Source organism: Variovorax sp. GW823-FHT04B03, assembly GCF_058796495.1.
In genome coordinates this window covers 151577-174562 of sequence record NZ_JBXAIT010000005.1, presented here as the reverse complement: position 1 = coordinate 174562, position 22986 = coordinate 151577, and the positions used below count along the sequence as shown (strand labels likewise).

General features: G+C 66.8%; 25 protein-coding genes. 20 read left to right on the top strand and 5 right to left on the bottom strand.

Features of this window, described 5'->3' with window-relative positions; genetic code table 11:
- Positions 1 to 72 precede the first annotated feature (72 nt).
- The 10 genes from purT to AC1RAD_RS21755 all read left to right on the top strand — a co-directional run bounded on the left by purT (position 73) and on the right by AC1RAD_RS21755 (position 10788).
- Positions 73 to 1275 (top strand): formate-dependent phosphoribosylglycinamide formyltransferase, encoded by a 1203-nt coding sequence (gene purT, locus AC1RAD_RS21800; protein WP_307581834.1) that lies wholly within the window; start codon positions 73 to 75, stop codon positions 1273 to 1275.
- Between the two features lie 189 nt (positions 1276 to 1464).
- On the top strand, positions 1465 to 2406 hold the full coding sequence (lipP1, locus tag AC1RAD_RS21795; protein WP_062478799.1) for a LipP1 family hormone-sensitive lipase: 942 nt from the start codon (positions 1465 to 1467) through the stop codon (positions 2404 to 2406).
- A 113-nt stretch (positions 2407 to 2519) separates the two neighbouring features.
- Positions 2520 to 3350 (top strand): helix-turn-helix domain-containing protein, encoded by an 831-nt coding sequence (locus AC1RAD_RS21790; RefSeq protein ID WP_369645464.1) that lies wholly within the window; start codon positions 2520 to 2522, stop codon positions 3348 to 3350.
- Between the two features lie 21 nt (positions 3351 to 3371).
- Positions 3372 to 4247, top strand: coding sequence for a branched-chain amino acid ABC transporter permease (locus tag AC1RAD_RS21785; RefSeq protein WP_070061875.1), 876 nt, complete (start codon positions 3372 to 3374; stop codon positions 4245 to 4247).
- Between the two features lie 7 nt (positions 4248 to 4254).
- Positions 4255 to 5331, top strand: coding sequence for a branched-chain amino acid ABC transporter permease (locus AC1RAD_RS21780; RefSeq protein WP_062478791.1), 1077 nt, complete (start codon positions 4255 to 4257; stop codon positions 5329 to 5331).
- Positions 5328 to 6146, top strand: coding sequence for an ABC transporter ATP-binding protein (locus AC1RAD_RS21775; RefSeq protein WP_095747054.1), 819 nt, complete (start codon positions 5328 to 5330; stop codon positions 6144 to 6146). The genes AC1RAD_RS21780 and AC1RAD_RS21775 overlap by 4 nt, the downstream gene beginning before the upstream one ends.
- A 268-nt stretch (positions 6147 to 6414) precedes the next feature.
- Positions 6415 to 7188: an ABC transporter ATP-binding protein gene (locus AC1RAD_RS21770; protein WP_056576626.1), complete on the top strand. Its 774-nt coding sequence runs from the start codon at positions 6415 to 6417 to the stop codon at positions 7186 to 7188.
- Positions 7189 to 7196: 8 nt separating this feature from the next.
- Positions 7197 to 9053, top strand: a complete 1857-nt coding sequence (locus tag AC1RAD_RS21765) for an AMP-dependent synthetase/ligase (RefSeq protein WP_492737123.1) — start codon at positions 7197 to 7199, stop codon at positions 9051 to 9053.
- A gap of 32 nt (positions 9054 to 9085) precedes the next feature.
- On the top strand, positions 9086 to 10252 hold the full coding sequence (locus AC1RAD_RS21760; protein ID WP_492737121.1) for an ABC transporter substrate-binding protein: 1167 nt from the start codon (positions 9086 to 9088) through the stop codon (positions 10250 to 10252).
- 74 nt (positions 10253 to 10326) lie between these two features.
- The gene (locus AC1RAD_RS21755) at positions 10327 to 10788 is read left to right on the top strand and encodes an EVE domain-containing protein (RefSeq protein WP_492737119.1); all 462 of its coding nucleotides are present in this window, start codon (positions 10327 to 10329) and stop codon (positions 10786 to 10788) included.
- Positions 10789 to 10798: 10 nt separating this feature from the next.
- Here AC1RAD_RS21755 and AC1RAD_RS21750 read toward each other — a convergent pair whose 3' ends face one another.
- A complete protein-coding gene (locus tag AC1RAD_RS21750; protein WP_056576614.1) occupies positions 10799 to 11452 on the bottom strand; it encodes a MarC family protein in 654 nt (217 codons plus the stop codon).
- A gap of 2 nt (positions 11453 to 11454) precedes the next feature.
- Positions 11455 to 12201 (bottom strand): SDR family oxidoreductase, encoded by a 747-nt coding sequence (locus AC1RAD_RS21745; RefSeq protein ID WP_307697106.1) that lies wholly within the window; start codon positions 12199 to 12201, stop codon positions 11455 to 11457.
- 139 nt (positions 12202 to 12340) lie between these two features.
- Between AC1RAD_RS21745 and AC1RAD_RS21740 the strand changes: the two genes are divergently transcribed.
- Complete coding sequence (locus tag AC1RAD_RS21740; protein ID WP_062478772.1) at positions 12341 to 12940, top strand: 2-hydroxychromene-2-carboxylate isomerase; 600 nt, start codon at positions 12341 to 12343, stop codon at positions 12938 to 12940.
- Positions 12941 to 12994: 54 nt separating this feature from the next.
- Positions 12995 to 13678 (top strand): dienelactone hydrolase family protein, encoded by a 684-nt coding sequence (locus AC1RAD_RS21735; protein ID WP_492737117.1) that lies wholly within the window; start codon positions 12995 to 12997, stop codon positions 13676 to 13678.
- Between the two features lie 50 nt (positions 13679 to 13728).
- On the opposite strand, the gene AC1RAD_RS21730 is transcribed toward AC1RAD_RS21735, so the two are convergent.
- Entirely contained in the window at positions 13729 to 14619 is an 891-nt protein-coding gene (locus tag AC1RAD_RS21730; RefSeq protein WP_070061881.1) for a LysR family transcriptional regulator, read from the bottom strand.
- A gap of 286 nt (positions 14620 to 14905) precedes the next feature.
- Between AC1RAD_RS21730 and AC1RAD_RS21725 the strand changes: the two genes are divergently transcribed.
- Entirely contained in the window at positions 14906 to 15274 is a 369-nt protein-coding gene (locus AC1RAD_RS21725; protein WP_062478764.1) for a hypothetical protein, read from the top strand.
- 83 nt (positions 15275 to 15357) lie between these two features.
- Here AC1RAD_RS21725 and AC1RAD_RS21720 read toward each other — a convergent pair whose 3' ends face one another.
- Together AC1RAD_RS21720 and hemB are read right to left on the bottom strand one after the other, a co-directional pair.
- A complete protein-coding gene (locus AC1RAD_RS21720) occupies positions 15358 to 16503 on the bottom strand; it encodes a magnesium transporter CorA family protein (RefSeq protein ID WP_487847420.1) in 1146 nt (381 codons plus the stop codon).
- Positions 16504 to 16578: 75 nt separating this feature from the next.
- On the bottom strand, positions 16579 to 17565 hold the full coding sequence (hemB, locus tag AC1RAD_RS21715) for a porphobilinogen synthase (RefSeq protein ID WP_492737115.1): 987 nt from the start codon (positions 17563 to 17565) through the stop codon (positions 16579 to 16581).
- 364 nt (positions 17566 to 17929) lie between these two features.
- Between hemB and AC1RAD_RS21710 the strand changes: the two genes are divergently transcribed.
- The 7 genes from AC1RAD_RS21710 (at position 17930) to rpsG (ending at position 22977) form a co-directional block, all read left to right on the top strand.
- Positions 17930 to 18358: a CopD family protein gene (locus AC1RAD_RS21710; RefSeq protein WP_062478845.1), complete on the top strand. Its 429-nt coding sequence runs from the start codon at positions 17930 to 17932 to the stop codon at positions 18356 to 18358.
- Between the two features lie 19 nt (positions 18359 to 18377).
- Positions 18378 to 19499 carry a VanZ family protein gene (locus AC1RAD_RS21705; protein ID WP_492737113.1) on the top strand — a complete coding sequence of 374 codons (1122 nt, stop codon included), beginning with the start codon at positions 18378 to 18380 and terminating at the stop codon, positions 19497 to 19499.
- 9 nt (positions 19500 to 19508) lie between these two features.
- Positions 19509 to 19862, top strand: coding sequence for a (2Fe-2S) ferredoxin domain-containing protein (locus tag AC1RAD_RS21700; RefSeq protein ID WP_095950244.1), 354 nt, complete (start codon positions 19509 to 19511; stop codon positions 19860 to 19862).
- A 70-nt stretch (positions 19863 to 19932) separates the two neighbouring features.
- Complete coding sequence (locus AC1RAD_RS21695; protein ID WP_492737111.1) at positions 19933 to 20565, top strand: alpha/beta hydrolase; 633 nt, start codon at positions 19933 to 19935, stop codon at positions 20563 to 20565.
- A 40-nt stretch (positions 20566 to 20605) separates the two neighbouring features.
- Entirely contained in the window at positions 20606 to 21775 is a 1170-nt protein-coding gene (locus AC1RAD_RS21690; RefSeq protein ID WP_062478853.1) for a D-alanyl-D-alanine carboxypeptidase family protein, read from the top strand.
- 203 nt (positions 21776 to 21978) lie between these two features.
- Positions 21979 to 22356: a 30S ribosomal protein S12 gene (rpsL, locus tag AC1RAD_RS21685; protein WP_013543948.1), complete on the top strand. Its 378-nt coding sequence runs from the start codon at positions 21979 to 21981 to the stop codon at positions 22354 to 22356.
- 147 nt (positions 22357 to 22503) lie between these two features.
- Entirely contained in the window at positions 22504 to 22977 is a 474-nt protein-coding gene (gene rpsG, locus AC1RAD_RS21680; protein WP_007829591.1) for a 30S ribosomal protein S7, read from the top strand.
- Positions 22978 to 22986: the final 9 nt, after the last annotated feature.

The following is a 22986-nucleotide window of genomic DNA, read 5'->3' as shown; positions in this document are numbered from 1 at the left end:
CGTGGGCGACACCGGCCCGGGGTGGCTTACAGTGCTGCGATTGTTTTCAACCCCATTTTTTCGAGCCCTCGCATGACCACCCTCGGCACTCCCCTGTCCCCTTCCGCCACCCGCGTGATGCTGCTCGGCTCCGGCGAGCTCGGCAAGGAGGTGCTGATCGCCCTGCAGCGCCTGGGCGTCGAGACCATCGCTGTCGACCGCTACGAGAACGCCCCCGGCCAGCAGGTGGCGCACCACGCGCGCACCATCACCATGAGCGACCCCGACCAGCTCAAGGCGCTCATCGAGGCCGAGAAGCCCACGCTGGTGGTGCCCGAGATCGAGGCCATCGCCACGCCCATGCTGCAGCAGCTGGAAGACGCGGGCGTGGTGCGCGTCATTCCCACGGCCCGCGCCGCCCGCCTGACGATGGACCGCGAAGGCATCCGCCGCCTGGCCGCCGAGACGCTGGGCGTGCCCACCAGCCCCTACAAGTTCTGCGACTCGCTGGCCGAGCTGCAGGCCGCGATCGACGCGGGCATCGGGTATCCCTGCATCGTCAAGCCCGTGATGAGCAGCTCCGGCAAGGGCCAGAGCAAGATCGACGGCCCCGCCGACGTGCAGAAGGCCTGGGACTACGCCATGGCCGGCGGCCGCGTGAGCCACGGCCGCGTGATCGTCGAGGGCTTCATCGACTTCGACTACGAGATCACGCTGCTGACCGTGCGCGCGAAGGACGCGGCCGGCGCCGTCGAAACCAAGTTCTGCGACCCCATCGGCCACGTGCAGGTGAGCGGCGACTACGTGGAAAGCTGGCAGCCGCACCCCATGGCGCCGGCCGCATTGCAGAAGGCCCAGCAGATCGCGCAGGCCGTCACCGCCGACCTGGGCGGCCAGGGCCTGTTCGGCGTCGAGCTGTTCGTGAAGGGCGACGAGGTCTGGTTCAGCGAAGTCAGCCCGCGCCCGCACGACACCGGCATGGTCACCATGGCCACGCAGTGGCAGAACGAGTTCGAGCTGCACGCGCGCGCCATCCTCGGCCTGCCGGTCGACACCTCGCTCAAGAGCCCGGGCGCCAGCGCCGTGATCTACGGCGGCGTGGACGCCACCGGCATCGCCTTCGACGGCGTGGCCGAGGCGCTGCAGGTGCCGGGCAGCGACATCCGCCTGTTCGGCAAGCCCGAGAGCTTCGTCAAGCGCCGCATGGGCGTGGCGCTGGTGCATGCGGCCGACACCGACACGGCCCGCAAGCTGGCCAAGGAAGCCGCTTCGCGCGTGAAGCCGCGCACGGCCTGAGCGTTCGAGTTCTCCGGGTGAACCCGCGAGCCGGGCCCCGGTAGCCAGTTTTCGCAAGCGACCCCGCAGCGGTGCGGGCATGGTGCGGGTCTTGTCGCCAGGACGCCGGTCGGGTGCGGGTGCATGCGGATAGCCCGCAGGCCCCCCGCCCTCCACACTGAGCGCTCCGTTCGATTCACCGGAGACACCATGCTGCATCCCCAGGCGCGCGCCTTGCTGGATTTCATCGAAGCGCGCGGCATTCCGCCGACCCACACCCTGTCGCCCGCCGACGCGCGGGCCTACTACCGCGAGCGCCGCACCGCCACGCAGCCGCTGCCGGCCGAGGTCGCCGAGGTGCGCGACCTCGCCGCCGACGGGCCGCACGGCACCATTGCGGTGCGGCTGTACAAGCCGCTCGGCGCAGGCCCGGGCCCGCTGCCCGTGCTGGTGTACTACCACGGCGGCGGCTGGGTCATCGGCGACCTTGACACGCACGACGTGCTGTGCCGCGAGCTGGCCAACGGCGCGGGCTGCGCGGTGGTCGCGGTCGACTACCGCATGGGCCCCGAGCACCGCTTTCCCACCGCCGTGGACGACGTGCTCGCCGCCACCCGCTGGGTGCGCCGCGAAGCCGCCGCGCTGGGGCTCGACGCGAGTCGCCTCGCGGTGGGCGGCGACAGCGCGGGCGGCAACCTCGCGGCCGTGGCGTCGATCGCCGCGCGCGATGCGGGCGACCTGCCGATCGTGTTCCAGCTGCTGATCTACCCGGCCACTGACATGCGCCGCGGCCATCCGTCGCACCAGGCGAACGGGCAGGGCTACCTGCTCACGCGCGACACGATGACCTACTTCCACGACCACTACATCACCGACGCGAAGCACGACCTCGACTGGCGCGCTTCGCCGCTGCTGCACACCGACCTGTCGGGCCTGCCGCCGGCGCTCGTGCTCACGGCCGGCTACGACCCGCTGCGCGACGAAGGCGCGGCGTATGCCGAGGCGCTCACGGCCGCCGGCAACCGCGCGAACTACGTGTGCTTCGAGCGCCAGATCCATGGCTTCATCACCATGGGCAAGGTGCTCGACGAGGCCCACACCGCCGTCGCGTTGTGCGCGGCGGAACTGCGCCGCGCGTTCGCGTCGGCCTAGGGAAAGTCCCCGCGCAAATGGATGCCGCGCGCAAGGCCCCCGCCGCTACGATCCAGCGAACACGACGCCACCCCCCGGTCGGACGTCGTCGACCGATGCAGGAGACAGACACCATGCAGCGAACCAGGACGTCGACGCCTTCGGGCGGCGATGCACGGCAGGGCGAACGCCTCATGTGGCTCACGCCGCAGCGCGTCTTCTACGCCGGGCTGCTCGGCGCCGCGGCCGAGCGCGCCATGGGCGGGCACGGCGTGTACGTGTCGCCCGCCGGTGCGCCGCCCAACCGCATCCGCATCGGCGGTGGGGCCTGGCAGAGCGGCGAATTCATCGTGGTGCCGCCGCACGTGCCGCACCAGGTCGAGAGCGCCTGCCCGCTGATCTTCAACCTGCTGATCGAATCGGAGTCGGTCGATCCCGCGCGCATGCCGGCCTTTTTGCAGCATTGCGGCCCGGTCGATGCGCCGGCCTTCGTGCAGCGCATGCGCGAGGTCCATGCCCACCTGCTGGCGGCCTCGGCGCGCGGCATCGACTTCGACGGCTTCGACTTCGACGCGCTGTTCTTCGACGGCCCGCTCGTGCCGCGCCCGCTCGACGCGCGCATCCGCAAGGTGGTCGACATGCTCGTGGCCGACCCGGCCGCGCCCGCTTCGGCGGAAGACTGCGCGGCCTCGGTGCACCTGTCGTTCTCGCGCTTTTTGCACCTGTTCAAGCAGGAGACGGGCATGGCCTTTCGCGGCTTCCGGGCCTGGAAGCGTGCGCGCAGCCTGCTGCGCTATGTGCACCAGAGCGGCACGCTGACCGACATCGCGCTGGACACCGGCTACCCCGATTCCACGCACTTCAGCCATTCGATCCGCCAGGTCTACGGGCTCAAGCCCAGCGACATCGTGGCAGGCTCGCGCCGCCTCGCGCTGCACGACGCGGCCGGCGGGTTCCGGCAGTAAGCGCAGGCGGGACGGCATCGCATGCAGATCCTCCAACTCCTGCTGTCGGGCATCGCGCAAGGGTGCATCTACGGGCTCATCGCACTGGGCTTCGTGCTGATCTACAAGGCCACCGAAACGGTGAGCTTCGCGCAGGGCGACCTGATGATGCTGGGCGCGTTCGGGGCCTTCGCGGGCATGTCGCTGTTCGGCATGCCGTTCTGGCTCGCGGCGCTCCTGGCCGTGGTGGCCATGGCGGCCTTCGGCGTGCTGCTCGAGCTGGTGGTGATCCGCCCGATCCTCGGGCAGCCGCAGTTCTCGATCGTGATGCTGACCATCGGCATCGCCTACGTGGCGCGCGGCCTGATCACCATGGTGCCGGGCATCGGCACCGACACCCACACGCTGGCGGTGCCCTACAAGGACCAGATCTGGAAGCTCGGCGAGCTGGTGGTGAACCTGGAGCAGTTCGTGATCATCGTGGCCACCGCGATCCTGTGCGGCCTGCTGTACGCCATGTTCCGCTACAGCAAGCTGGGCATCGCGATGCAGGCCTCGTCGCAGAACCAGCTCGCGGCCTACTACATGGGCATTCCGGTGAAGCGGCTCAACGGGCTGGTGTGGGGGCTCGCCGCAGCGGTGGCCGCCATCGCCGGCATGCTGCTGGCGCCCATCACTTTCGTGCACGCCAACATGGGCTTCATCGGCCTGAAGGCCTTTCCGGCGGCGGTGGTGGGGGGCTTCGGCAGCCTGCCGGGCGCGATCGTCGGCGGGCTGGTGATCGGCATCGTCGAGTCGTTTGCGGGCTTTTACCTGCCCGACGGTTTCAAGGACACGGCGCCGTACATCGTGGTGCTGCTGATGCTCATGATCAAGCCGAACGGTCTGTTCGGCGAGAAGCTGCGCAAGAAGGTGTAAGTCTCATATGCGCTTCATCTTCAAGACCAGCTACGACCAGGACATCCGCCTTGCGCGGCACGGCGGCCACGTGCTCTGGTACAGCCTGCTCGTGGCCTTCCTGCTCGTCGCGCCGTGGGTCATCGACGAGTACTGGCTCGCGCAGCTGACCTTCGTGCTGATCTACGGCATCGTCGGCCTGGGGCTGATGCTGCTGGCGGGTTTCACGGGGCAGTTCTCCATCGGGCATGCGGCGTTCCTCGGAACGGGCGCGTACACGCAGGGCGTGCTGACGAACATGGGCGTGCCGTTCCCGCTCGCGCTGCTCGCGTCGGCCGCGCTGTCGGCGGCGGTGGGCGTGGTGGTGGCGATGCCGGCGCTGCGCGTGAAGGGCATCTACCTGGGCATCGCGACGCTGTCGTTCGGCTTCATCGTCGAGGAGGTGTTCGCGCGCTGGGAAAGCGTGACGGGCGGCAATGCGGGCCTGCATGTGAAGTCGCCGCAGCTGTTCGGCTGGTCGCTGGGCTCGGGCGAGGGCTTCTACTTTCTGTGCCTGGTGGTTGCGGTGGTGTCCACGCTGGGCATCCTGAACCTGCTGCGCTCTCCGACGGGGCGCGCCTTCGTGGCGATCCGCGATTCGGAGATTTCGGCGCAGAGCATGGGCATCCACCTGGCGCGCTACAAGACGATGTCGTTCGCGATCTCGGCCGCGCTCGCTGGCTTGGGCGGTGCGCTGTACGCGCACAAGCTGAGCTTCATCTCGCCGGACCAGTTCAACATCCTGCAGTCGATCGACCTGCTGCTGATGGTGGTGATCGGCGGGCTGGGCTCGGTGCACGGCGCGTTCCTCGGCGCCATCTTTCTCATCGCGATGCCGCAGCTGATCTCGATGGGCAAGGACTGGCTGCCGGCGGTGGTCGGCCAGGCGCCCGGCCTGCAGGGGCTGGTGTACGGGCTGGTGCTGATCGCCTTCGTGTTGTTCGAGCCGCTGGGGCTGTACGGGCGCTGGCTCAAGATCCGCACCTGGCTGCAACTCTTCCCGTTCTACCGCAAGGGGCTGTTCAAGCGGCAGAAGTCGTTCACCAAATCGGACCGGCTGAGATGAGCAACGACGTCCTTCTTTCCGCGAAAGACCTGAGCGTGCGCTTCGGCGGCGTGCTCGCGGTCAACAAGGTGAGCTTCGATGTTCGGCGCGGCGAGGTGTTCACGCTCATCGGCCCGAACGGCGCGGGCAAGACGACGGTGTTCAACCTCATCAGCCGCATCTACACGCCGACCACGGGCGAGATCACCTGGCATGGCGAGGCGGGCGGGGCGATCGCGCTCACGCAGCAGGCGCCGCACGCCATTGCGGCACTGGGCATTGCGCGCACCTTCCAGAACATCGAGCTGTTCGAGCATGCGACGGTGCTGCACAACCTGCTGATCGGGCGTCACACGCACCGGCAGACAGGCTTCTGGAGCGAGGTGTTCTTCACGCCGGCCACGCGCCGCGCCGAGATCGCGGCGCGCGAGAAGGCGGAGCAGGTGATCGACCTGCTCGACCTGCAGCACTACCGCGACTCGATGGTGGCGGGGCTGCCCTACGGCGTGCGCAAGGTGGTGGAGCTGGCGCGCGCGCTGTGCACCGAGCCGAAGCTGCTGCTGCTCGACGAGCCTTCTTCGGGGCTCAATGTCGAGGAGACGGCGGACATGGCGTTCTGGATTCAGGACATCCAGCATGAGCTGGGGGTGTCGGTGCTGATGGTCGAGCACGACATGTCGCTGGTTTCCAAGGTGTCGGATCGCGTGCTTGCCATGAATCAGGGCGAGGTGCTGGCTACGGGGTCTCCGCGTGAGGTGCAGGCGGATTCGCGGGTGATTGAGGCTTACCTTGGGACTGTGGATGACGTGAGCAGCCTTCGGAGGGTTGTGGCATGAGCGCTGTGTTCGCTACCTCTTTGGGAGCGCCCGTTGCGCGGCACGGCGCGGTCGCCCCCACTGTGCCGGCCGCTTCGCGGCTGCCCTGCGGTGCTCGCGTTTCGCGGGGTCTCGCAGAACTCGCTTCGCTCAAACAGCTGCGAGCCCTGATCCGCGAAACGCTGCGCTCCTCGGCGGCACAGAGGGGGCGCCCACGCCGCACCGCACACCGGGCTTCGTCGTGGCGTGATGGCTCTGCATGTTCCGCCTTGAAGCAGGGAGCAGTGGCATGAGCGACGTCGTGCTTCAACTGCTCAACGTCGAAAGCGCCTACGGCCCGATCAAGGCCATCCGCGGCGTGAGCCTGAAGGTGCGCAAGGGCGAGATCGCCACCGTGCTCGGCTCCAACGGCGCGGGCAAGACGACGATCCTCAAGACCATCTCGGGGATCATCGATCCGCGCAAGGGCAGCATCGAGTTCCAGGGGCAGGACATCACGGCGAAAGACCCGGCCTTCATCGTGCAGCAGGGGCTGAGCCACGTGCCCGAAGGGCGCGAGGTGTTTCCGCTGCTGTCGGTGAAGGACAACCTGCTGATGGGCGCCTACACGCGCAAGGACCGCGACGGCGTGGCGCGGGACATCGAGACCGTCTTCACCTACTTCCCGATCCTGCGCGAGCGCGCCACGCAGGACGCCGGCCTGCTCTCGGGCGGGCAGCAGCAGATGCTGGCCATCTCGCGCGCCATCATGGCGGCGCCGCACCTCATCCTTCTGGACGAGCCCAGCCTCGGCCTGAGTCCCAAGCTCACCAAGGAGATCTTCGAGATCGTGGTGCGCATCAACCGCGAGCGCGGCACCACCATCCTGCTGGTGGAGCAGAACGCCAACATGGCGCTCAACGCCGCCGACCACGGCTACGTGCTGGAGAACGGCCGCATCGTGATGGAAGACTCGTGCGAACGCCTGCGCGAGAAGGACGACATCAAGGAGTTCTACCTCGGTGTCAAGGACGACGGCGTGCGCGGCGAGCGGCGCTGGAAAAAGAAGAAGACCTGGAGGTAGCCGTCGCCATGCAAGGACTCTGGGATCTGCGAACCATCGAACCCGGCCACGACATCCTCGTGCCCGGCGAGACGCTGTCGGCCATGTTCTGGAACGCCGTGCGCCAGCGCGGCGACAACATCTGGATGCGGCAGAAGGAGCTGGGCATCTGGCGCAGCTGGAGCTGGCGCCAGACGGCCGAGGCCGTGCGCGAGATCGCGGCCGGGCTGCAGGCCATCGGCTTCACGCGCGGCGAGTGCGCGTCCATCCTTTCGAACACCGTCATCGAGTGGGTGCTGGCCGACCTGGCGGTGCTGAGCTGCGGCGGTGTGTCGAACGGCATCTACCCTACCGACGCCGCCTCGCAGGTGGAGTACCTGTGCGAAGACTCGCGCACCACCGTGCTGTTCGTGGAAGACGACGAGCAGCTCGACAAGGCGCTCGAAGTGCGCGCCCGTCTGCCCGGCCTGCGCCGCGTGGTCGTGTTCGACATGGAAGGCCTGCGCGAACTCGACGACCCGGGCGTGATGAGCCTCGATGCGTTGCGCGCCCTCGGCCGCACGCACCTGGCGGGCGACCCGCAGGCGCTGGAGCGCAGCGTGGCGGCCTGCCGGCCCGAAGACTTGGCCATCCTGGTCTACACCTCGGGCACCACCGGCAAGCCCAAGGGCGCCATGCACAGCCACGCGGGGCTGGTGTACACCGCACGCGGCTACAACACGCTCATCGCGCAGGACGAGAAAGACGAGCGCATGTGCTTTCTGCCGCTGTGCCACATCGCCGAGCGCATGGGCGGCGAGTACTTCGCGATGTACACCGGCTCGATCCTCAACTTCGTCGAGAACCCCGAGACGGTGCCCGAGAACGTGCGCGAGATTGCGCCCACGGTGTTCACCGGCGTGCCGCGCGTGTGGGAGAAGTTCTATTCGGGCGTGATGATCGCGCTGAAGGAGGCCAGCCCGCTGCAGCAGGCCGCCTACCACTGGAGCATCGGCGTGGGCGAGACCATCGCCAACAAGGTGCTCGCGGGGCAGGAGATCGGCACGGGGCTGCGCCTGAAGTTCCGGCTGGCGCGGCTGCTGGCGCTGGACAACGCGCGCAAGCTCATCGGCATCCACCGCGCGCGCTTTCTCGTGACCGGCGCGGCGCCCATTTCGCCCGAGCTGGTCAAGTGGTACCTCGCGCTGGGCGTGCCCATGCTCGAGGTGTGGGGCATGACGGAGTCGTGCGGCGCCTCCACCGCCGTGCCCGTCACCCGCATCAAGCCGGGCTCCATCGGCCCGGCCACGGGCTACAACGAGGTGCGCATCGATCCGGCCACCAGCGAGATCCTGGTGCGCGGCCCCAATGTCTTCATGGGCTATTTGAATCTGCCCGAGAAAACCGCCGAGACCATCGACGCCGACGGCTGGCTGCACACGGGCGACGTGGGCGTGATGGACGAGGACGGGTATTTCCGCATCACCGACCGGATGAAAGACATCATCATCACGGCAGGCGGCAAGAACGTGACCCCGAGCGAGCTGGAGAACGAGCTCAAGTTCAGCCTCTACATCACCGATGCCGTGGTGATCGGCGACAAGAGGCCCTACCTCACGGTGATCGTCATGATCGACCAGGAGAACGTCGAAAAGTTTGCGCAGGACCACGACGTGCCGTTCAGCAACTACGAGAGCCTGACACGCACGCAGGAAGTGCAGGACCTGATCCAGGGCGAGATCGATCGCGTCAACGCCAAGTTCGCGCGCGTCGAGCAGATCAAGAAGTTTTTCCTGCTCGAGACGCAGCTGAGCGCCGAGGACGAGGAGCTCACGCCCACGATGAAGCTCAAGCGCAAGCTGGTGCAGACCAAGTACGCGCAGCGCATCGACGCCATGTACCGCTGACCTCTTTTTTGCCAACCCGAGGAGACAACGCTATGACGAAGCTCAAGACATTGACGACGCTGGCCGTGCTGGGCTTGATCGCGACGCTCGCGTCCGCGCAGCAGCAGGGCGTGAGCAAGGACGAGATTCGCATCGGCACTATCCAGGATTTGTCGGGTCCGCTGGCGGGCTTCGGCAAGCAGGCGCGCAACGGCATGCAGCTGCGCGTGGACGAACTCAACGAGCAGGGCACGCTCAACGGCCGCAAGCTCAAGCTCTTCGTGGAAGACTCGGGCTACGACCCGAAGAAGGCGGTGCTGGCGGCGCAGAAGCTGGTCAACCAGGAAAAGATCTTCATCATGGCCGGCCACATCGGCACGGCGCAGAACATGGCGGCGATGCCGGTGCAGTTCGACAAGAGCGTCGTCAACTACATGCCGATCACCGCGGCGCGCGAAATGTACGAGCCGCTGAACCGGCTGAAGTATTCGTTCGCGGCCACCTACTACGACCAGATCCGCCTGGCGCTGCCCAAGATGATCAAGGACAAGGGCGCCAAGAAGGTCTGCACGATCTACCAGGACGACGAGTTCGGCCTGGAAGTGCAGCGCGGCGCCGAGGCCGGCCTGAAGGCCGCGGGCATGGAACTGGCCGAGAAGACCTCGTTCAAGCGCGGTGCCACCGACTTCAGCTCGCAGGTCGCCAAGATGAAGGCGGCCAACTGCGACCTCGTGGTGCTCGGCACCATCATCCGCGAGACCATCGGCACGGTGGGCGAGTCGCGCAAGACCGGCTTCAACCCGACCTTCCTGGGTTCGAGCGCGGCCTACACCGACCTGATCCACAAGCTCGGCGGCAAGGCCATGGACGGCGTGTACGCCACCATGACGGTGCAGAACCCCTACACCGACGAGCAGTCGCAGCCGCTGCGCTTCTGGGCCAACAAGTACAAGACCAAGTTCAACGAAGACCCGACCGTGTTCTCGGTGTACGGCTACGTGATCATCGACTCGTTCATCAAGGCCGCGACCAAGGCCGGCCCGAACCTGACGACCGACAGCTTCATCAAGGCGATGGACAGCATCACCTTCGAGCCCGACATGTTCGGCAGCCCGAAGAGCACCTACACCGCCACCAAGCGCCTGGGCAACGACCAGTCGCGGCTGTCGCAGATCAAGGACGGCAAGTGGGTCGTCGTCTCTGACTACGTGACGCCGTAAGCGAGGCTCGCCCCGGTACCGTACTGGGGGCGAGCGGCTATATTCCGCGAAATCCCCTTCGCGAGACTGCCGCCATGCCCCAGTACTGGTTGATGAAATCCGAGCCCGACGAGGTCTCGATCGACGATGCCCTCGCCGCGCCCGACGCCACCGTGGCGTGGACCGGCGTGCGCAACTACCAGGCACGCAACTTCATGCGCGACGGCATGAAGGTCGGCGACGGCGTGCTGTTCTATCACTCGAGCTGCCCCGAGCCCGGCATTGCCGGCATCGCGCGCGTGGCCTCGGGCATCCAACCCGATCCGACGCAGTTCGACCCGAAGTCGCCGTACTACGACGCTGGCGCGAAGAAGGAAGACCCGCGCTGGCTGCTGGTCGACGTGCAGGCGCTGCGCAAGACGCGGCTGCTGGCGTTGCCCGAGCTGCGCGCCAGGCCCGAGCTGGCCGATCTGGTCGTGCTGCGCAAGGGCAACCGGCTGTCGATCATGCCGGTCGAGCCGGCGCACTGGAAGGTCATCGAGAAGATGCTGGCCTGAACGAAGCTGTTCAGGCGACTTTCGACAGGATCGGGAACAGCTTGCCGAGTCCGTCGGCCATCACTTCGACCGCGAGCGCCGCGAGGATCAGACCCATCAGCCGCGTCATGATGTTGATGCCGGTCTTGCCGAGCACCCGCGCGATCGGCTGCGCGAGCGAAAACGCCAGCGCGGTCGCCAGCGCCACCACCACGCCATAGCCGACCAGCAGCCCCAGCTCCCACAGATGCTGCGTCTTGTCGGCGTAGATCACCACGGTGGAGATCGCGGCCGGGCCGGTGAGCAGCGGAATGGTGAGTGGCACCACCGCGATGGAGGCGCCCATCGACGCCTTCACTTCCACCGCGCGCAGCTCGTCGACGTTGGTCTTGCTCTCGGCCGGTTGCGCGTTGAGCATCGAGATCGAGCTCATGAGCAGCAGCAGGCCGCCGCCGACCTGGAAGCTCGCGATCGAGATGCCGAAGAAGGACAGCAGCTGCAGCCCGATGAGCGCGCTGACGGCAATGACCACGAAGGCGCTGAAGGCCGACATGCGCACCGTGCGCTTGCGCTGGGCGTCGGAGTAGTCCTGCGTGTAGTGGATGAAGAAGGGCACGATGGCCAGCGGGTTGACGATGGCCACCAGCGTGACCAGCGGCTTGATGAGGTCCATGGAGGTGCTCATCGTTATCGTCCTCCGGTCACGTCGAGCAGGGCCATGGTGGTGTAGCTGGCCTCGGGCGAGAGCAGCCACAGGACGGCACCTGCAATTTCTTCGGCGGTGCCGCTGCGCTTCATCGGCACGCCTGGGCCCATCTCGGCGGCGCGGCCAGGCTGGCCGCCGGAGGCGTGGATGTCGGTGTCGATCACGCCGGGGCGCACCGCGTTCACGCGGATGCCTTCGTCGGCCACTTCCTTGGCCAGGCCGATGGTCAGGGTGTCGATGGCTGCCTTGCTGGCCGCGTAGTCGACGTACTGGCCGGGCGAACCGATGCGCGCGGCGCCGCTGGAGATGTTGACGATGGCGCCGCCTTCGCCGCCGTGCTTCGTGCTCATGCGGCGCACGGCTTCGCGTGCGCAGACGAAGCTGCCGATCACGTTGATGCGGAACATGCGCTCCAGGCGCGCCACGCTCATTTCGTCGACGCGCGCCTGCACATCGACCACGCCGGCGTTGTTCACGAGTGCGGTGAGGCGCCCGAGTTTGGCGTCGACCTTCGCGAACATCGCGAGCACCTGGGCTTCGTCGCCCACGTCGGCCTGCACCGCCATGGCGGTGCCGCCGCCCGCGCGGATGGTGCGCACCACCTCGTCGGCGGCCAGCGAGTTGCTGGCGTAGTTCACGGCCACGGCGTAGCCGCGCTTCGCGGCGAGCAAGGCCGTGGCGGCACCGATGCCGCGCCCACCGCCGGTGATCAAGAGCACCTGGTCCAAATCCCACCTCCTGCAGAGAAACTGTGCGTCAGTTAAAACCGACGGCCTGGATTACATCACCGAGGGCTGGCGCATCAGCGCGAGCGCCGCGCCGCCCCAAGCCAGCTCGCACCGCAGTGCGAAGCACGGAGGTTACTGAATGCACAAGACCATCGACTATTACTTTGCGCCACAGAGCCCGTGGACCTATCTGGGGCATACCCGCTTTGCCGCCATCGCCGCGGCCGCCGGCGCCACCGTGCGCGTGCGGCCCATCGACATGGGCAGCGTGTTCCCCGTGTCGGGCGGCCTGCCGCTGGGCAAGCGCGCGCCGCAGCGCCAAGCCTACCGGCTGCTCGAGCTGGCACGCTTCTCCAAGCACCTGGGCCTGCCGCTGAACCCGAAGCCGAAGTTCTTTCCGGTGGCCGGCGACGATGCGGCGCGGCTGATCATCGCGGTCGACATGCACGACGGCACCGAGGCCGCGATGCGCATCAGCGCGGCGGTGTTCGCGGCCGTGTGGGTGCAGGAGCGGAACATCGGCGACCCGAACCTGCTCGAAGCCCTGGTCGCGGAATGCGGCCTGCCGGCCAAGCGCGCCGAGCAATCGCAGAGCCAGGCGGTGCAGGAGCGTTACGAGGCTTACACGCAGGAAGCGATCGACATCCAGGTGTTCGGCGCGCCGAGCTACGTGATCGACGGCGAGATCTTCTGGGGCCAGGACCGGCTCGATTTCGTCGAGCGGGCGCTGCGCGCGTAACGGCGCAAGCCGACCCGCTTTTTCTTTTTCATTCCATCGTTTCAGGAGAACCCCATGGGCCAATTCATCGACCTCACCGCCAAGGATGGCTTCACCTTTCCCGCCTACGTGGCCGAGCCCGCGGGCACGCCGCGCGGCGCCGTGGTGGTGGTGCCGGAAATCTTCGGCGTGAACTCGCACATCCGCTCGGTCGCCGACGGCTATGCGGCCGACGGCTACCTGGCCGTGGCGCCTTCGACCTTCCACCGCGTCAAGCCCGGCGTCGAGTTGGGCTACAGCGACGACGACATGAAGACCGGCTTCGGCTACAAGACCGCGGTCGAGGCGCTGCCTGCGCCCGGCGTGCTGCAGGACCTCGAAGCCGCGATCGCCTACGCCTCGAAGGCGGGCAAGGTCGGCATCGTCGGCTACTGCTGGGGCGGCCTGCTGGTCTGGCGCGCCGCGGCCCTGCTGCCGGGCCTGGCCGCTGCCGCACCTTATTACGGTGGCGGCATGACGACGCCGGAAGAAAGCGCACGCCAGCCGAAGGTGCCGGTGCTCGCGCAGTTCGGCAACCGCGACCACTGGATTCCGCTGGACACCATCGAGGCCTTCAAGAAGGCGCACCCCGAGGTGGAAGTGCATGTCTACGAAGCCGACCATGGCTTCAACTGCGACCAGCGCGGCTCGTACAACGCAGAGGCGGCGAAGCCGGCGCGTGAACGCGTTCTGGTCTTCTTTGCCAAGCACGTCGGCTGATCCGGCACGCTTCAAGCAAAAGCCCGGCAGTGCCGGGCTTTTTTCATGGGTTACTTCTTGGCGCCGACCCGGGTCTGCAGGAAGTCGAGCAGTGCGCGCAGCGCCGCGCTGTTGTGGCGCCGCTGCAGGTAGGCGGCCGACAGCCACATGTCCTTGCGCGCATAGCCTTCGAGCACCGGCACCAACTCGCCGCTGTCGATGTGCGACTGCACGAGCAGCGAGGGCAGGTAGATCACGCCGAAGCCGCGCATCGCGACGCGGATCAGCGGCGCGCCTTCGGTGCAGTCCATGCGGCTCTTGACCTGCACGTCCAGCGGCTGGCCGTTGTCATCGAAGCGCCACGCGGGCTGCGTGCCCAGCAGCGAATGGGTCAGCGCCTCGTGGTGGGCGAGCTCCTGCGGGTGCGCGGGCTTGCCGTGCTTCTTCCAGTAGACCGGCGAGGCGCAGACCACCATGTGGATGAGCCGCAGCTTGCGCACGATGAGGTTGGCGTCTTCCACCGGGCCGCTGCGGATGTCGACGTCGATGCCTTCCTCGGCGAGGTCGACGGTGCGGTTGGTCAACTGCAGGCTGATGCTCACGTCGGGGTAGTGGCGCATGAAGTCGGCCAGCAGGTCGGGGAATTCGCCGTTGCCCATGCCGTGCGGGGCCGAGATGCGCAGCCGGCCGCCGGGCTGGCTGGCGCGCTCCTGCAGCTCGGCCTGGGTCAGTTCGACCATTTCGAGCATCGGCGTGCTGCGCTCCAGCAGCAGCTGGCCGGCGTCGGTGAGGCTGACGGAACGCGTGGAGCGGTTGAGCAGGCGCACGCCGAAGCGGGTTTCGAGTTCGGCGACGTACTTGCTGACCGTGGCCTTCGACATGTCGAGCCGCTTGGCGGCCTGGGAGAAGCTGCCGTGCGAGGCGACTTCCCGGAAGGTTTTGATCAGATCGAGACTGTCCATGTCAGTGAAACCCGTTGTTTTTCGCGAGGGAGCGCGGTGTGCCGATTCTCGGGGGTTTTGCCGGATAGGACCGGCGCGGGGTTCTGGTGTAAGCCGGAAGCAGTCAGGCGCCTTGTGCCCGTTTTTTTGCGTGCACGACTTTGTTGACTGATTGTTTCGCTACAGGAAACACCGTGTCTCTGAACCGAGTGTTTTCCCGAAGGAATTCCGGCTGACACTCGCCGCACAGGCGAGCCAACGTGCAAGCCTGGTGGACATCCCATCTAGCCGAACACAAGGAACAGACATGAAGACCTCGCACATTTTCGCAGCCGCCGCCCTGACCCTCCTGGCCGCCACCGGCGCCCAAGCCGAGACGTACCAAGGCGTGACCCAAGTGATCTCGTCCAAGAGCCGCGACGAAGTCAACGCCGAAGCCCAGCGCACCGCCGCAGCCCCGAACCAGAACGTCGTGCGCGGTTCGCGCGGCGCGGAAACCGTGGCCGTGTCGAAGGACCGTTCGATCGTCGAAGCCGAAGCCATCCGCACCGCCTACGCTCCCGACCAGAACGTGACCTCGGGTTCGCGCGTCAACAGCAAGGTCATCTCGACCATGGTGAACCCGATGGACGCACGCGTTCAAGCCCAGCAAGGTTCGGGCGCCGTCGCCAAGTAATTGGCCGCGAAGCCAGCCGCCTTCCGGGGCGGCCCGAGCTGACCAGAAAAGCCACGCATCTGCGTGGCTTTTTTCATGGGCGCTCAGCGCGTGCGGGCCAGGTAGCGCTTGCGCCAGAAGATCAGGACCAGCAGCACCGCGATGACCAGCATGGCCGACATCGCGATCCAGAAGCCGTCCGCCTTGTGCACCAGCGGGATGAACTCGAAGTTCATGCCGAAGATGCCGGCGATGAGGTTCAGCGGCAGGAAGATGGCGGTGAGCACGGTCAGCACCCGCATGATGTCGTTGGCCCGGTGGCCTTGGACGCTGAAATGCATCTGCACGGCCGTCTCGGCGTTCTGCTCGAGCCGGTGCACGTGGTGCACCACGCGCTGGATGTGCTCCAGCACGTCGCGGCTGCGCACCATGATCAGGTCGCGCTCGCGCTGCGCGGTCTCGCCTTGCGGCACGGGCAGGGTTTCGAGCGAATCGATCCAGTCCTGCATGGCGGCCCGCTGGTCTTCGCAGATTTCGTCCAGGCGGTGCAGTGACTGGCGCGCCTCCATCAGCGCGCTCCAGTTGGTGAAGCGGCTGCGCGGGTCGATGAGCTCGGTCTGCCAGTGGTCGAGCTGCTTCGTGAGCTCGCGCCGCATGTCGAGGTAGCCGTCGACGATCAGGTTGACGATGCGCAGCATCAGGTCGGCGGGGCTCGCCGGCAGGCGGGCCGAGGTGGCACGCACGTCGAGCGCCGGCGTGCCGCGGTCGTCGGACGAGGCGGCCGCCAGCAGCCGGGCGGCGAAGGCGTCGCGCACCGTGCCGTCCTCAGGGTGCACCGACAGCAGCACGCGGTCGAACACCGCGAAGCCGACGGGGCGGGTGTCGATGCGGCGCAGCACCGGCGGGCCGCCGCGCGAGGGGCGTTGCGGCAGCGAAGGCTCCCCGCTGTTGCCGGTTTCAGCGCCGTTGCCTGTGGCCAGGCGGCGGAACACCAGTACGTCGTACAGCGAGGTGTAGTCGTAGTGCGAGGGCAGCTGGTCGTTGAGCAGGTCGGCCACGTGCAGGTCGACCAGCTGGGTCTGGCACAGCGTCTGCAGGATCTGCTGCACCTCGGGCTGGGCGGCGCGGAATTCGTCGCGCGTCAGCGAAATCCAGAGGTAGCTGGCGGCGGCGCAGGCGCCCGGCACGGCCAGCGGCGCCAGCGAGGCGTGCTCGCTGACCTGCGAGCGGCTGATTTCGAAGATGCGCATGGACACTCGCCCCCGGTGGTTCTGCTTCCACGCCAGAAGTGCCGTGGAGGTGCGGCAGGCATGCCGCAGTAGCTATTATTTTTGTAGCAACCGGGCGGCGTCAAGCGCGAAGTAGGTCAGCACGCCATCGGCGCCGGCGCGCTTGAAGGCCAGCAGGCTTTCGAGCACCACGGCGTCGTGGTCGAGCCAGCCGTTCTGGGCGGCGGCCTTCAGCATGGCGTACTCGCCGCTCACCTGGTAGGCGAAGGTCGGCACGCGGAACTCGTCCTTCACGCGGCGCACGATGTCCAGGTAAGGCATGCCGGGCTTCACCATGACCATGTCGGCGCCTTCGGCGATGTCGATGGCGACCTCGCGCAGGGCCTCGTCGCTGTTGCCGGGGTCCATCTGGTAGACCTTCTTGTTGCTCTTGCCGAGCGTCGCGGACGAGCCGACAGCGTGGCGGAAGGGGCCGTAGAAGGCGCTGGCGTACTTGGCGCTGTAGGCCATGATGCGCGTGTGGATGTCGCCGCGGGCTTCGAGCGCGGTGCGGATCGCGCCGATGCGGCCGTCCATCATGTCGCTCGGCGCCACAATATCGACGCCAGCTTGCGATTGTGTGAGTGCCTGCTTCACCAACACTTCAACGGTGGCGTCGTTGAGGATGTAGCCGGTCTCGTCGAGCAGGCCGTCCTGGCCGTGGCTGGTGTAGGGGTCGAGCGCCACGTCGGTCATCACGCCCAGTTCGGGGAAGCGCGCCTTGAGCGCGGCCACCACGCGGGGAATCAGCCCGTCGGGGTTGAAGGCCTCGTCGCCCGCGGGCGTCTTGAGGCTGGCGTCGATCACCGGGAACAGCGCCATCACCGGGATGCCGGCCTGCACGCACTGCTCGGCCACGGGCAGTAGCAGGTCCAGGCTCAGGCGATCCACGCCGGGCATCGAGGGCACGGCGTCGCGACGCTTCTCGCCTTCCTGCACGAACACCGGGTAGATCAGGTCGTTCGTCGTCAGCGCATGCTCGCGCACGAGGTTGCGGGTGAAGGCATCGCGGCGCAGCCGTCGCGGGCGGCCGGCGGGGAACATTGCGAGCGGGGAAAATGGTGACGTCATATATCTAAAATTGTGCCTGAAGCGCGAAATCGCAGCCCAGAGCTGCTGGAGGCAAGTTGTCTGACAACTACGGAAATTAATAGAACTTAAGTTCTAGATTTTTGTTGTAAAAGTCAAAGAAACTGCCTCAATCGCTTGAAACCTTGTTTCGTCTTTGTTAAATTCTGAAGCGGGCGGCTTGCCGCTCCCCGCTTTTCCTCCCTGAGCGGGTGCCTTGATGTGTGACAGCAAAAGGGCTTCCCAGCCCGACGTGAAGACGTCGGGCTTTTTTTTGCCCGAAACCTTGGCAAAGGGCCCCGAAGAGGGGTCAGTGTGCAGCCACCACTAAACTGCCGCCATGCTCTGGGTCAAATCTCTTCACATTGTTTTCATTGCCAGCTGGTTTGCCGGGCTGTTCTATCTGCCGCGCATCTTCGTCAACCTGGCGATGGTGCCCCCCGAGTCGGTCGCGGAGCGTGAGCGCCTGCTCCTGATGGCGCGCAAGCTGCTGCGCTTCACCACCTTCCTGGCCGTGCCGGCGCTGGTGTTCGGCGCCTGGCTCTGGCTGGGCTACGGCATCGGGCGCGGCCCCGGCAACGGCTGGATGCACGCCAAGCTGGCCCTGGTGCTGGTGGCCATCGGCTACCACCATGGCTGCGGCGTGCTGCTGCGCCGTTTCGCGGCGGGCGGCAACCGCCGCAGCGACCGCTGGTACCGCTGGTTCAACGAGTTGCCCGTGCTGCTGCTGCTGGGCATCGTGATCCTGGTGGTGGTGAAGCCCTTCTGAGCCCGTGTCGACGGTAGACATGCCGCACAAGTCTGCCGCGCTCCCCCTGGCGCTGGCCTATGCGGCGCTGATCGTCTATGCCAGCCTGTACCCCTTCGCCGACTGGCGTGACCAGGGGATCGCGCCCTGGGCCTACCTGTCGGCGCCCTGGCCCAAGTACTGGACGGGGTTCGATTTCGGGGTGAACGTGGCGGGCTACGTGCCCTTCGGTTTTCTGTGCGCGCTGAGCGTGCTGCGCACGGGCAGCAGTCACAGTGTGTGGCGTGCGCTGTTGCGCGCCACGGTGGCGGGCGCGGCGATCGCGTTTGCCATGGAGACGCTGCAGAGCTATTTGCCAGCGCGCATTCCTTCCAATGTCGACCTGGGGCTGAACACCGCCGGAACCGTGCTCGGCGCTGTGCTGGCCGCGGCGCTGGAGCGGCTGGGTGCGATCGCGCACTGGAGCCGCGTGCGCTCGCAATGGTTCGTCGAAGACGCGCGCGGCGGCCTCGTGCTGCTCGCGCTCTGGCCCTTTGCGCTGCTGTTCCCTGCCGCCGTCACCTTCGGCCTCGGCCAGGTCTTCGAGCGGCTAGAGGCGACGATTTCCGAGTGGCTGCTCGACACGCCCTTCATCGACTGGCTGCCCGTGCGCCAGTTCGAGCTGGAGCCGCTGGTGCCGGCCGTGGAACTGCTGTGCGTGATGCTCGGCGCGCTGGTGCCGTGCCTACTGGGCTACCTGGTGGCGCGCAACGTGGTGCAGCGCGCGGTGCTGCTGCCGCTCATCCTGCTCGCAGGCGTTGCGGCCTCGGCGCTGTCGGCGGCCATGAGCTACGGCCCGGAGCACGCGTGGGCCTGGCTCGATCTGCCGGTGCAGGTCGGGCTGGCCGCGGCGGTGTTCGCGGGCGTGCTGCTGCTCTTTGCGCCGCGCCGGCTGTGCGGGGCGCTGCTGCTCATGGGGCTCGTGCTCCAGCTGAGCCTGCTGAACCAGGCGCCCGAGAGCGCCTACTTCGCGCAGACCCTGGCCACCTGGGAGCAGGGCCGCTTCATCCGCTTCCACGGCCTGGCCCAGTGGCTGGGCTGGGGTTGGCCCTTCGCGGTGCTGGGGTACGTGGTGGCTGCGCTGTCGCGGCGCCGCCCTCGGCCTGAGCACGCACGCTCATAAAATCGGTCGATGCCCAGCACCACTCCCGCCGCGCCGTCCGGCTACTACGGCCGCCACATCTTCTTCTGCCTGAACGAACGCAAGAACGGCGAAGACTCCTGCGCCCTGCACAACGCGCAGGAAGGCTTCGACCGCTGCAAGGCCAAGGTGAAGGAGCAGGGGCTCGCCGGGCCCGGCAAGGTGCGCGTCAACAAGGCCGGCTGCCTCGACCGCTGCGCGGGCGGGCCCGTGGCGGTGGTCTACCCGGAGGCTGTCTGGTACACCTTCGTGGACGCGGAAGACATCGACGAGATCGTCGAGTCCCATCTGAAGAATGGCCAGGTCGTCGAGCGGCTGGTGTTGCCGCCCGACGTCGGCCGCTGAACTTTCCCGCGGACCCCGTGCTCGTACCGTGCACGTTGCCGGCATCGCCGGCCCAGCCAACCCCAGCGCCATGAACTCCCAGACCGAAAAAATCAGCCTCCAGGGCGCCGCGGGCGTGATCGAGGTGCAGCGCGATCTGCCGTCCGGCGACGCGCGCGGCATCGCGGTGATCGCCCATCCGCACCCGCTGTTCGGCGGCACGATGGACAACAAGGTCGTGCAGACCCTGGCCCGCGCCTTCGTGTCTTGTGGCTGGACGGCCGTGCGCTTCAACTTCCGCGGCGTCGGCGCCAGCGAAGGCGTCCACGATGAAGGGCGCGGCGAGCTCGAGGACATGCTGCATGTCGTCGGCCAGCTCGCGCCCGAAGGTCAGCTGGCGATTGCCGGCTTTTCCTTCGGTGCCTTCGTGGCCAGCTGCGCGGCCGAGAAGCTCTGGGCCGCACGCGACGTGCGGCAACTGGTGCTGGTGGGCACGGCCGCCTCGCGTTTCTCGGTGGCCACGCTGCCGGCCGATGCGCACGAGCGCGCGCTGGTGGTCCATGGCGAAGCCGACGACACCGTGCCTCTCGCCGCCGTGATGGACTGGGCACGCCCCCAGTCACTCCCTGTCACGGTTATTCCCGGGGGCGGCCATTTCTTTCACGGACAATTGCCGCTGCTCAAAAGCCTGGTCGCCCGCCATCTGCGCGCGGGCACCGAATGAAAGCCTTGCAGGCTTGTCCTCGTCTCTTCTTATCTTCCCCATGAATCGTTTTTTCACTGCGCTTCGCGCACTGGTGCTGACCGCTGCTGCCTCGGTTGGCGTGATCGCCGCCGCCCAGATGCCGGCCCCGCCTGAAATCGCCGCGCGCAGCTACCTGCTGCTGGACGTGACCGCGAACCAGATCCTGGCGCAGAAGGACATCGACAGCCCCGTCGAACCGGCCTCGCTCACCAAGCTGATGACCGCGTACGTCGCGTTCGACGCGCTGCGCGCCAAGAAGATCACGCTGACCCAGACCCTGCCGGTGAGCCCGCGCGCCTGGAAGATGCCCGGTTCGCGCATGTTCATCGACCCCAAGATGCAGGTGCCGGTGGAAGACCTGATCAAGGGCGTGATCGTGCAGTCGGGCAACGACGCCACGGTGGCGCTGGCCGAAGGCGTGGGCGGCACGGTGGAGCACTTCGTCGAGATGATGAACGCCCAGGCCAAGGTGCTGGGCATGAAGAACACCACCTACAAGAACCCCGAAGGCCTCACGGCGCCCGGCCACACGACCACGGCGCGCGACCTGAGCATCCTGGCCACGCGCCTGGTGCGCGACTTCCCCGAGGAAGCCAAGTACTACGCCATCAAGAAGTACCGCTACCCGGGCACGCCATCGACCAACGACACCAACCGCAACCTGCTGCTGTTCCGCGACCCGACCGTCGACGGCCTGAAGACCGGCCACACCGACGCCGCCGGCTACTGCATGATCGCCACCGCCAAGCGCGACTTCCCGAACCTGACCGGCGGCCGCCGCCTGCTGTCGATCGTGCTGGGCGCCAGCAGCGAAGCCGTGCGCGCCAACGAGTCGCAGAAGCTGCTGAACTGGGGTTACACGGCCTACGACGCCGTGCGCCTGTTCGAAGCCGGCCAGCCCGCCGCCACGCCCGCCGTCTGGAAGGGCAAGGCCAACGTGCTGAAGCTGGGCCGCCCCGAGGCCATCGTGGTCGCGGTGCCGACCGGGTCCGCCAGCAAGATCAAGACGCAGGTGTCGCGCCCCGACCCGCTGGTCGCGCCGTTCACCAAGTACCAGGCCGTCGGCTCGCTCAAGGTCACGCTGGACGACCAGCCCCTGGCGGACGTGCCGCTGGTCGCCCTGGAACCGGTCGAGCAGGCCGGCGTCTTCGGCCGCGCCTGGGACGCCGTGCGTCTCTGGATCAAGTAAGAGACAGGGAAAAGAGGCCTTGAAACAGGCGGTGGCGGGCGCTCCAGGCGCCTGACATTGCCATTTCAGACCTGCCTGCTATACTCGTGGGCTTTTCGGAATTTTCCGAAGGGTTTCACGTTTTCGTTATTCCCGGCTTCCTTGAGTCACGACCAAGGGCGGTTTCACCACCAAGGCTGGGTTGTTTTGGGACTAATTCATTCATGCCAACCATCAATCAACTGGTGCGTCAGGGTCGAACGGTCGAGAAGATCAATTCGAAGAGCCCTGCCATGCAGAACTCGCCGCAACGTCGCGGTGTCTGCACCCGCGTCTACACCACGACGCCCAAGAAGCCCAACTCGGCGCTTCGTAAAGTTGCCAAGGTCCGTCTGACCAATGGCTTCGAAGTCATCTCCTACATCGGCGGCGAAGGCCACAACCTGCAAGAACACAGCGTCGTGCTGGTTCGCGGCGGTCGTGTCAAGGACTTGCCCGGTGTGCGTTACCACATCGTGCGCGGTTCGCTCGACCTGCAAGGCGTGAAAGACCGCAAGCAGTCGCGTTCCAAGTACGGCGCGAAGCGTCCCAAGAAGGCTTAAGCCTTCCTGTCAGAAAACAAGCGGTGTTCGATGGCCTTGGCGGGCTTGTCGAACGAAGTGACCCAATGTCGGGTCGAGTAAGTGAGAGTCCTGACTGGCTCTCGCGGTATCGGAAACGATGCCAACTGAAGCAAAGAGGTTAGAAAAATGCCACGTCGTCGCGAAGTCCCCAAACGTGAAATCCTGCCGGATCCCAAGTACGGCAATGTCGAGCTGTCCAAATTCATGAACGTGATCATGGAAGGCGGCAAGAAGGCTGTTGCCGAGCGCATCATTTACGGTGCCCTCGACTTCATCGAGAAGAAGAACCCGGACAAGGACCCCCTCGAAGCGTTCACCGTTGCCATCAACAACGTGAAGCCGATGGTCGAAGTGAAGTCGCGCCGCGTCGGTGGTGCGAACTACCAGGTGCCGGTCGAAGTCCGCCCTGTCCGTCGCCTCGCCCTGTCGATGCGCTGGATCAAGGAAGCTGCCCGCAAGCGCGGTGAGAAGTCGATGGCCCTGCGTCTGGCCAATGAACTGATGGAAGCCACGGAAGGCCGTGGCGGTGCCATGAAGAAGCGCGACGAAGTGCACCGCATGGCAGAAGCCAACCGCGCCTTCAGCCACTTCCGCTTCTAAAAAACACAC